Annotated in this window: 9 protein-coding genes; all 9 read left to right on the forward strand. The window is 54.9% G+C overall.

Annotation, left to right across the window (positions count from 1 at the left end):
- Nucleotides 1–1,394 (forward strand): HAD-IC family P-type ATPase (locus tag Q0294_RS03620; protein WP_299461016.1); only part of this gene is annotated, 1,394 nt, incomplete at its 5' end.
- A gap of 33 nt (nt 1,395–1,427) precedes the next feature.
- The gene (locus Q0294_RS03625) at nt 1,428–1,844 is read left to right on the forward strand and encodes an ion channel (RefSeq protein ID WP_299461018.1); all 417 of its coding nucleotides are present in this window, start codon (nt 1,428–1,430) and stop codon (nt 1,842–1,844) included.
- On the forward strand, nt 1,841–2,662 hold the full coding sequence (locus Q0294_RS03630; protein ID WP_299461020.1) for a polyphosphate kinase 2 family protein: 822 nt from the start codon (nt 1,841–1,843) through the stop codon (nt 2,660–2,662). Before Q0294_RS03625 ends, Q0294_RS03630 begins: the two co-directional genes overlap by 4 nt.
- Nucleotides 2,663–2,755: 93 nt before the next feature.
- On the forward strand, nt 2,756–3,361 hold the full coding sequence (locus Q0294_RS03635) for a histidine phosphatase family protein (RefSeq protein WP_299461022.1): 606 nt from the start codon (nt 2,756–2,758) through the stop codon (nt 3,359–3,361).
- 112 nt (nt 3,362–3,473) lie between these two features.
- Nucleotides 3,474–5,060, forward strand: coding sequence for a 4-alpha-glucanotransferase (gene malQ, locus Q0294_RS03640; RefSeq protein ID WP_299461024.1), 1,587 nt, complete (start codon nt 3,474–3,476; stop codon nt 5,058–5,060).
- Nucleotides 5,057–6,142 carry a transaldolase gene (gene tal, locus Q0294_RS03645; RefSeq protein ID WP_299461026.1) on the forward strand — a complete coding sequence of 362 codons (1,086 nt, stop codon included), beginning with the start codon at nt 5,057–5,059 and terminating at the stop codon, nt 6,140–6,142. The genes malQ and tal overlap by 4 nt, the downstream gene beginning before the upstream one ends.
- A gap of 48 nt (nt 6,143–6,190) precedes the next feature.
- Nucleotides 6,191–7,831 carry a glucose-6-phosphate isomerase gene (pgi, locus tag Q0294_RS03650; RefSeq protein WP_299461028.1) on the forward strand — a complete coding sequence of 547 codons (1,641 nt, stop codon included), beginning with the start codon at nt 6,191–6,193 and terminating at the stop codon, nt 7,829–7,831.
- A 95-nt stretch (nt 7,832–7,926) separates the two neighbouring features.
- A complete protein-coding gene (gene tkt, locus Q0294_RS03655) occupies nt 7,927–9,954 on the forward strand; it encodes a transketolase (RefSeq protein ID WP_299461029.1) in 2,028 nt (675 codons plus the stop codon).
- Between the two features lie 14 nt (nt 9,955–9,968).
- Complete coding sequence (locus Q0294_RS03660) at nt 9,969–10,424, forward strand: RpiB/LacA/LacB family sugar-phosphate isomerase (RefSeq protein ID WP_299461030.1); 456 nt, start codon at nt 9,969–9,971, stop codon at nt 10,422–10,424.
- The last annotated feature ends 147 nt before the right edge of the window (nt 10,425–10,571 follow it).

The following is a 10,571-nucleotide window of genomic DNA, read 5'->3' on the forward strand; positions in this document are numbered from 1 at the left end:
CCATCGATCTGGCTGTTCTGGGGGGGCTGCAAGACAAAGATTCGTTAAAAGCTTATGAGGTGATTCATTTTCAGCCGTTCGATCCGGTTCATAAACGCACCGAAGCTACTATTAAGGGCACGGACGGAACCGAGTTCCGCGTGACCAAGGGCGCACCGCAGGTGATACTGGCGTTGTCGGTTAATGCTGCGCAGGTGACGTCTGCCGTGGACGAGGCGGTCAACGAATTCGCGGCGCGCGGCTTTCGCTCGCTGGGCGTGGCACGAGCAGACCAGAAAGAGGAATGGCAGTTTCTCGGCGTGTTGCCTTTATTTGATCCGCCGCGCGAACAGGCCAAAGAGACCATTGCGACCGCCCGCCAGATGGGTGTGAGCGTCAAGATGGTAACAGGGGATGCTCTGGCGATTGCTCGCGAAACAGCCGGTAACCTGGGGTTGGGCACTGACATTCTTGATGCCAGCGGTTTTGGCGAAACCAAACAGTACGAGACAGGGCAGTTGGCGGAGTCGATTGAAAAAGCAGACGGTTTTGCTCAAGTCTTTCCCGAACACAAGTTTCACATTGTGGAAGTCCTGCAGCAGCGCGGCCACATCGTCGGTATGACAGGCGACGGGGTGAACGATGCCCCCGCGCTGAAGAAAGCCGATTGCGGTATTGCCGTCTCTGATGCGACGGATGCAGCCCGCGCAGCGGCAGACATCGTCTTGATGACGCCGGGGCTGTCAGTCATCATCGACGCCATCAAAGAGAGCCGGAAGATCTTTCAGCGAATGAACAGCTATGCGATCTACCGTATAGCCGAGACGTTACGCGTGCTGTTGTTCATGACGCTGGCGATTCTGATCTTCAAATTTTACCCCTTGACGGCGGTGATGATCGTGATGCTGGCACTGCTCAACGACGGGGCAATCCTGTCGATTGCTTATGACAACGTACATTACAAAGACAAACCCGAGGCCTGGGACATGCGTCTGGTGCTGGGGATCGCCACCGTGCTGGGCGTCGTCGGTCCGATGGCTTCGTTTGGATTGTTTTATCTCGCTGAGAATGTCTACCAGCTCGACCGTCTGCACATCCAGTCGCTGATGTACCTGATGCTGTCCGTGGCCGGACATCTGACAATCTTTCAGGCAAGAACTCGCGGTCCCTTCTGGTCGATTCGTCCCGCAAGAATATTGTGGGTCGCGGTTCTCGGCACTCAAATTCTGGCAACGCTGATCGCCGTGTATGGGCTATTCATGACACCACTCGGCTGGGGCTGGGCACTGTTTGTCTGGGGCTATGCTCTGGCCTGGTTTGTGGTAACCGACCGCGTAAAACTGCTGGCGTATCGAGTATTCGATACCGCTGCCGCGCGCTTGTTGGGAAAGAACTCTGATGGAGTTTCAAGATGACAAAACAGAACGGATTGCTGAAGGTGTTAAAAAATGATGAGTGAGCCCCATAAACCGCGGTCATCTCGCTTTCGGTTTCTGCTCCGGATGGCGGTCTTCACGGTCGTCGCCATGATTGTTGATGCCATTGCCCTGGGGATGGGAGCATTCGGATTTCACTTTCTGGAGGGACTTGACTGGTTGGATGCCTGTCTCAACGCTTCGTTAGTGATGACCGGCAATGGCCCTCTGCATCACCCGCACTCTTCGGCAGGCAAGCTGTTTGTGACCTTGTATGCGATTCTGGGTGTCATCCTGTTCGCGGCTGTGATTGGCGCCTTTCTGACTCCCGTGTTCCAACGGGTTCTTCACGGACTGCATCGCCAACGTGGAAATGGCCATCATCAGAACGAGCAACACCATGTTGAGAATGGCGCACATCATCCTGTATCGGAAGGAGGGCAAGTATGAACCCGTTTCAAGTAGTTCCCGGCTCCACAGTCAAACTCAAAGACATCGACCCGGGGTTCAAGAATCACCAAGACAGTCAAAAGGAAGCGGCTGAGGAGATCAAGCAACTCCGAAGCAAGCTGCGCGAACTGCAGGAGTTGCTCTTCGCGGAGGGACGATCTTCCCTGCTGATCTGTCTGCAGGGGATGGACACCGGGGGCAAAGACGGGACGATCAATCACATCCTGGGGGCGATGAATCCGCAAGGCTGTCGTGTGCAGAGCTTCCGGCAGCCTTCTGCTCACGAATTATCGCACGACTTCCTGTGGCGGATTCACCAGGCCGCACCAGCCAGGGGAGAAGTTGCTATTTTCAACCGCTCTCACTACGAGGACGTGCTCATTGTGCGTGTTCACAATCTGGTCCCACAAGAAGTCTGGTCCCGTCGTTATGATCAAATTAATGCTTTCGAGAACAGCCTCGTTGAGCATGGTACCCACATTCTCAAGTTCTATCTGCACATCTCCAAAGAAGAGCAACTGAAACGCTTCAAAAAGCGACTGGACGATCCGACCAAACATTGGAAGATCAGCGAGGCCGACTACAAAGAGCGACTCTACTGGGACGATTACGTAGCAGCCTATGAGGAGGCGTTATCCCGGTGCAGCACGGAACGCGCCCCCTGGTTCATCATTCCTGCCGACTACAAGTGGTTCCGAAATCTCGCCGTAGCCCGGATTGTGGTTGAACATCTGGAAGGACTGAATTTACAGCAGCCCGAACCCAGGGTTGATCTGGAACAGATTCGTCGTGAGTATCACGCGGCAAAAGAGGCATGAGTATTGAAATGGAACATACCGGAAATAACCGGACCAAGAGACTGTGTGATAGATTCCGGTTTTTGAAAATGTGAAGGAGCTTGTGATCCGGCAATGAACGACAAAATTCAACCACTTCCTCTGCTGTATCTCGCTCGACACGGTGAGACGGCCTGGAGCATCTCAGGCCAGCATACCGGCTTGACCGATCTGCCACTGACTGAGCGCGGCGAGCGTAATGCCCGTCGACTGGGAAAACGGCTCGAAGCTGAGAACTTTGACCATGTCTTCACCAGTCCGTTACAACGCGCCGCTTCTACTTGCGAGTTATCCGGATTTGCTACGGTTGCCAGCGTGGATGATGACCTCGTCGAATGGAACTATGGCGATTACGAGGGAATCACGTCTGCCGAAATTGAGCAACAGCAACCCGGCTGGGAAATTTTCCGCGATGGTTGTCCGGGAGGAGAGTCGGTCGCGGATGTAGTTGTGCGGGCAGATCGCGTCATCAACCGACTTCGCGCCCTGGATGGCAACATCTTGCTCTTTTCTCACGGCCATTTTATTTCGTTCCTCGCCGCGCGCTGGCTGGACCTGGATGCTGCGGCGGGACGCTGTTTTATGCTGAACACGACTGCGTTGAGCATTCTGGGCTACCACCACGGCAGGCACGATCCGGTGATCCAACTTTGGAATGATTGCAGTCACGCAGGAAATTAAGCGATATAGATAAATAAGAGATGCTAATTCAACAGTGGGCCGGTCAGTGTGGATCGTTCTGCTGTAACACCAACACCCGGGCACAAATTTGGACCTTAACATAAGGAAAAACATGAGCGAAAGCAGCGATCCGATATGTTTGTCCCCGTTTCTGCCGAATTATCGCGCTGCGGGTGTGTTGCTGCATGTCACATCGCTGCCATCGTCGTACGGTATCGGTGATCTGGGACCGCAGGCACGGGCCTGGGTTGATCGTCTCCATACAGCAGGGCAAACCTGGTGGCAGATTCTGCCACTGGGTCCGACAGGGTACGGAAGTTCGCCATATCAACCTCTGTCTTCGTTTGCCGGCAACTGGCTCCTGGTCAGTCCGGACGACTTGATCGCGGATGGACTCTTAACAGCGAGCGATGTTGGCGGGCAATCCTTCTCAGAATCGGCCGTCGAGTACGACGCCGTCAAGTCGTTCAAACAGGGGTTGCTCGAAACTGTCTGGGCGAACTTGAATCATGTAGACGGCCACGTCCTGAAGCCAGCCTTTGAGCGGTTCTGTCAGGAAGAGCAGCACTGGCTGGAAGATTATACCTTGTTCCAGGCGCTGCAAGACATGCATCATGGTGCGAGTTACCTTGATTGGCCGACCGAACTGGTCCGACGGGATCCGGTTGCCCTGGACCAGGCGCGGCGCGATCTGGCAAATGAAATCGATCAGATTCGTCTGGCACAGTTTCTGATTTTCCGGCAGGCGAATCAGCTGAAGGAATATGCCGGGAGCAGGGGCGTGCGTCTGATCGGCGATCTGCCGTTTTTTGTTTCCCCCGACTCCAGCGACGTCTGGGCTCATCCGGAACTGTTTCTGCTCGACGAACAGTTACGGCCGCGCTTCGTTGCCGGTGTTCCTCCCGACTACTTCAGCGCCGAGGGCCAGCTCTGGGGCAATCCCGTGTATGACTGGGATACGATTCGTCAGACTGGCTACAGATGGTGTATCGACCGCGTGCGTGCGTTATTAGCACACGTTGATCTGATTCGACTGGACCATTTTCGTGGTTTTGCCGCCGCCTGGCACGTAGCGGCAGGGGCTTCGACGGCCTTGTCGGGCGAATGGGTGCCCGGGCCGGGTAGTGAATTTTTCACTGCCGTCCAGCAAGACCTCGGCACACTGCCGTTTATTGCGGAGGACCTGGGAATCATCACGCCGGACGTGAGAGCGCTCCGCGATCAGTATCACCTGCCTGGAACACGCGTGCTTCAATTCGCTTTTGACGGAGATCCTGAGAACCTGTATCTGCCTCACAGCTATGTATCGAATACGGTCGTTTATACTGGAACGCATGACAATAATACCACGCGCGGGTGGTACGAAGCATTGTCCGATGATCAACGACAAATAGTATGCCAAGCTCTGCAGCGTCCCCAGATTGAAAGCGGCGAAGTCACATCGGTATTGTTGCAGCTGGCGTGGTCTTCCGTGGCGGCGCTTGCAGTAACTCCCCTCCAGGATTTACTTAATCTGGGAGAGGACGCCCGGATGAACGTGCCCGGTCAATCCGACGGAAATTGGCGTTGGCGCTGCACTGAAGAAATGCTGTCTTCGTTAGCCTTCCAATGGCTGCAAGAATTGACGACAATGACCCAACGATTACCTGTTCTACATCCAACGCTCGATTCACCACCCAACTCGGAGGTAATACTATGAAAGCAACTCAGAAACTCCACGATCTGGGACAAAGTCTCTGGCTCGATAATATTACGCGCGATCTGCTCACCAGCGGTACTCTCCAACGCTATATCGACGAACTTTCGGTGACAGGGCTGACCTCGAACCCGACCATTTTCGACCAGGCGATTAAAAACAGCAAATTGTATGACGATTCGATTCAGGAGAAGTTAAAAAACGGTGAAGAGGGTGAGCAGCTCTTTTTTGAAATCGCACTTGAGGATATCACTCAGGCTGCGGATCTGTTTCTGCCGGTCTGGGAGAAGACGAACGGCGTGGATGGTTGGGTCTCGCTGGAAGTCTCGCCGCTGCTCGCGTATGACACTGCCAGTACCCTGGCAGCAGCCAAGGATCTGCATGCCCGCGCGGGGCGCCCGAATGTCTTGATCAAAATTCCCGGCACCCAGGAAGGTCTTCCAGCGATCGAAGAGGCCATTTTTGCCGGTATCCCCGTCAACGTCACACTGCTGTTCTCAAGTGAGCACTTTGTTGCGGCATCCGAGGCGTATTTGCGCGGTATTGAGCGACGGATTGACGCGGGGCTGAATCCCGATATTGGTTCTGTTGCCTCGTTATTCATCAGCCGCTGGGACCGTGCTGTCATCGACAAGGTTCCCGATGTTCTGCAAAACCGGTTGGGTATCGCGATCGCCCAGCGCAGCTACAAGGCTTATCGAGATCTGCTGAATTCGCCGCGGTGGCAGCGTGCGTGCAATGTCGGAGCACGGCCGCAACGATTGCTGTGGGCGAGTACGGGAACGAAAGACCCTAACGCATCCGACATTCTGTATATCAAATCACTCGCATCACCGTTTACCGTGAATACGATGCCAGAGCAGACATTGATCGCTTTTGCCGATCATGGTGAGCTCGATGAGATACTTCCGCAAGACGGTGGTGACTGCGAGGCAGTGTTGGCAGAATTCGCTAAGGCCGGAGTCGACAACGTCGCTTTAGCCGCCCAGCTGCAGGATGAGGGAGCAAAGTCGTTTGTGAAATCCTGGAACGACCTCATGGCAGAAATTGCCGCCAAGAGCGACTCACTTGCGAATGTCGATTGATCGACTATATTACTTGCGACGCAAATCGAAACGGGAAGGAATATAAAAATGACGGTAAGTGTCCTACCACTCTCAGAGTGTACGGCATGGAAGCGCCTGCGGGCTCACTTTGAGGATGTTCAGGACCTGCATCTCAAGCAGCTCTTTGCCGATGATCCTACGCGCGGTGAGCGGTTGACGGTCGAGGCATTGGGGCTCTATTTCGACTACTCTAAGAATCGTATCACTGATGAGACCTTCAAGATCCTCCTGGATCTGGCAGAGGAAACGGGCCTGCGCGCACGGATCGACGCCATGTTCCGGGGTGACAAAATCAATCTCACGGAAAACCGGGCCGTGCTGCATGTGGCTTTGCGGGCACCGAAAGGAGCCAGCATTCTGGTCGACGGTGAAAACGTGGTTCCCCAGGTTCACGCCGTACTTGACAAGATGGTTGATTTCTCACATCGGGTCCGGAGTGGTGACTGGTTAGGCCACACCGGCCAGCGTATCCGCAACGTCATTAATATCGGAATCGGCGGCTCTGATCTTGGGCCGGTGATGGCTTACGAAGCACTTCGATTTTACAGTGATCGCAATATTAATTTCCGGTTCGTTTCCAATGTCGACGGCACCGATCTGGCGGAAGCAACACGCGATCTCGATCCGGCGGAAACTTTGTTTATCATTGCTTCAAAAACCTTTACCACTTCGGAAACGATGACTAACGCGCACAGTGCACGCGACTGGTTACTTAAAGGTCTGGGTGGTGATACAAAAGCAGTGGCGAAACATTTCGTCGCCGTTTCGACGAATGCAACAAAGGTGTCTGAGTTCGGCATTGACACCGGTAATATGTTCGAGTTCTGGGATTGGGTCGGCGGACGCTATTCCATGGTCTCGGCAATCGGCCTTTCGACGATGCTGGCGATTGGCCCCGAGAACTTTCTGGCGATGCTGGACGGCTTCCATCAGATGGACGAGCACTTCCGTACCGCGCCGTTCGAAGATAACCTGCCGGTACTCTTAGGTCTGTTGACAATCTGGTACACCGATTTCTTCAACGCACAGACCGTTGCCGTACTGCCTTACGAACAGTATCTGAAACGATTTCCGGCCTACCTGCAGCAATTGACGATGGAGAGCAGCGGCAAACATGTCACGCTGAATGGGACCCACGTTGATTACGATACCGGGCCGATTTACTGGGGTGAACCAGGCACCAACGGCCAGCATTCGTTTTATCAGTTAATTCATCAAGGGACCCGGCTCATTCCTTGCGACTTCATCGCGTTTGCCCAATCGCTCAACCCGCTCGGGCGGCATCATGATATGCTATTGGCGAACGTCTTCGCGCAAGCGGAAGCGCTGGCTTTTGGCAAGACGTCTGAGCAGGTTCAGGCGGAGGGCACGCCGGACTGGCTTGTGCCTCATCGGGTATTCGAAGGCAACCGCCCGTCGAACACGATCCTCGCCGAGCGACTCACGCCGGAAATACTCGGCAAGCTGATTGCGCTTTACGAACATTCTGTTTTCACCCAGGGCGCTATCTGGAATATCGACTCGTTCGATCAGTGGGGAGTTGAGCTCGGCAAGGCGCTGGCCCAGCGTATTACTCCGGAACTTGAGAGTCCGTCAGAACCAGAACTCAATCACGATTCCTCAACGAATTGCCTCATTCGTCGCTACAGGAAGCTTAAGAAGAACTGAGCGTTTTCTGGATTTGATCAGTCACGGCGTCTGTAACGGTTGCAGATACAGTGAATAAAATTATTTTACATCGAACTTTTTAAAGGCTATTGCATATGACCCCATCCGCCATTTCTCCAGAGTTACTGGACGAGCTTTGTATTAATTCGTTGCGCTTTCTGGCGGTGGATATGGTGCAGAAGGCTGGCTCAGGCCATCCGGGCCTGCCGCTGGGATCGGCTGCTATGGCCTATACTTTGTGGGACCGCTTTCTCCAGTTCAATCCGACCGATCCGAACTGGCCAGACCGCGACCGCTTTGTGCTCTCAGCCGGCCACGGCAGTGCACTCCTCTACGCGATGCTGCACGTGACGGGATATGATCTGCCGCTGGATGAACTGAAACGCTTCCGACAGTGGGGCAGCCGCACTGCAGGGCATCCGGAGCACGGAATGACACCGGGCGTGGAAGCCACCACAGGCCCTCTGGGTCAGGGATTTGCCAACGCGGTTGGGTTGGCGATTGCGGAGGCTCATCTGGCAGCCCGGTTCAACAAACCGGAGCACACCGTGGTGGATCATTACACCTACGTTCTTGCCAGTGATGGCGACCTGATGGAAGGCATCTCCTCGGAAGCCGGTTCGCTGGCCGGCCACCTCGGTCTGGGAAAATTGATCGTCCTGTATGCCGACAATCATATTACGATCGAAGGGAACACGGAAATCGCTTTCACCGAGGATCGCGGGGCGCGCTTCGCTTCTTTCGGCTGGCACATTCAGCATGTCGCGGACGGCAACGACCTCGCGTCCATCGAGCAGGCGATTCAGTCTGCGCGTGACGAGAAAGATCGGCCTTCGCTGATCGCCGTTCGCACACATATCGGCTATGGAAGCCCGCACAAGCAGGATTCTGCAGCGGCTCACGGCGAGCCTTTGGGAGTGGATGAAGTGCGTCTGACCAAGGAGCATCTGGGCTGGCCGACAGAACCTGCGTTTCATCTTCCTAAGGAAGCATTGGATCATTTCGGAGAGGCTGGCACAAAAGGGAAGAAGTGTCAGGCCGAATGGGCAGCTGGTTTAAAGGCGTATGCAAAGGCATATCCCGAACTGGCAGCTGAGTTCGACCGGGTGATGCGCGGAGATCTACCTCCAGACTGGGACGCGAACCTGCCGACTTTCACGTCAGAGAACGGGGCGCTGGCGACTCGTGCCGCATCGGGGAAATGTATCAACGCTTTTGCGTCGCGATTGCCAGAGTTCATGGGCGGTTCTGCCGACCTTGCACCCAGCACGCAAACGTTTATGGATGGTATTGGCACCTTCCAGGCGAATGAGCCGGCCGGACGGAATATGCATTTTGGTATTCGCGAACATTCCATGGGGGCGATCCTCACTGGTATGTCGCTGCACAAAGGACTGATTCCCTATGGCGCGACTTTTCTGGTTTTCAGCGATTACATGCGGCCACCGATTCGGCTGGCAGCGATGAATCACCTGCCGGCGATTTATGTTTTCACTCACGACAGCATTGGCATGGGCGAGGACGGGCCGACTCATCAACCGGTCGAGCAACTCCTCTGTCTGCGTTCCATTCCAGGCCTGTATGTCATCCGTCCTGCCGATGCCAATGAGACTGTTGCCGCCTGGCGCATCGCCGTTGGTCGCCGGAATGGACCGGTGGCGCTGGTGTTGTCCCGGCAGAAACTTCCGATCCTTGATCTGAACGAATATCAGAATGTCCCGGCTGGTGTCTCGCAAGGGGGGTATGTTCTGGCGGAGGCTGCCGGAAACGAAACACCCGATCTGATCCTGGTAGGGACAGGGTCTGAAGTTCATCTTGCCGTGGAAGCGCAAAAGATACTGGCCGGCGAAGGAGTTCGCGCGCAGGTCGTCAGTCTGCCCTGTTGGGAACTGTTCATGGCCCAACCTGAAGCGTACCGGCAGCAGGTCATCATTCCCGGTGTACCGCTACTTTCCATCGAAGCCGGCTCGACGCTGGGCTGGGAGACCTATTTCGACTCGCAGACCGCAGCGATCGGCGTGAATCACTTTGGTGCCTCAGCGCCGGGAGAGACCGTGATGCGGGAATACGGATTCACCGTCGAAAACGTCTGCGAGAAGGCTCGGGCTTTGCTGCAGAAATAGAAAGAGAAGGGATCATGCGTATCGGACTCGCTGCCGACCATGGCGGTTTTGACTTCAAGGAAGAGATCTCCGTATTTCTGTCGGAGGCGGGCCATGAGGTAATCGACTTCGGCGCACGCACACTGACACTCGAAGATGATTACCCGGATTACATCTTGCCTCTGGCACGGGCAGTAGCCAAAGGCGAGGTCGAACGAGGAGTCGCATTCTGCGGCAGCGGCGTCGGTGCGTCCATCGCTGCCAACAAGGTGTCTGGTGTTCGTGCCGGGTTGATTCACGACAGTTTCTCAGCCCACCAGGGAGTCGAAGACGACGACATGAACGTGCTCTGTCTGGGGAGTCGCGTGATTGGGATTGAACTCGCCAAAGAACTGGTACACTTCTTTCTGAATGCGAGTTTCAGTGGTTATGAGAGACACCAACGGAGACTGGACAAAGTTGCCGTGCTGGAACGTGAAAATCTCCTTTGAAGATCGAAAAATGAAATCAGTCGCCGCTGACCTGCGCGGCTGATTTCATGATGGAGTTTTATGATATTGAGCGAGACTCTCCCCTCTCATCAGAGCGTCAGGGGCTACATATCCAGTGAAAATCGTGTTGAATTAATTGTCTGACAG

It is taken from the genome of uncultured Gimesia sp. (genome assembly GCF_937919775.1).
In the GTDB taxonomy this organism is placed as follows: Bacteria; Planctomycetota; Planctomycetia; order Planctomycetales; family Planctomycetaceae; genus Gimesia.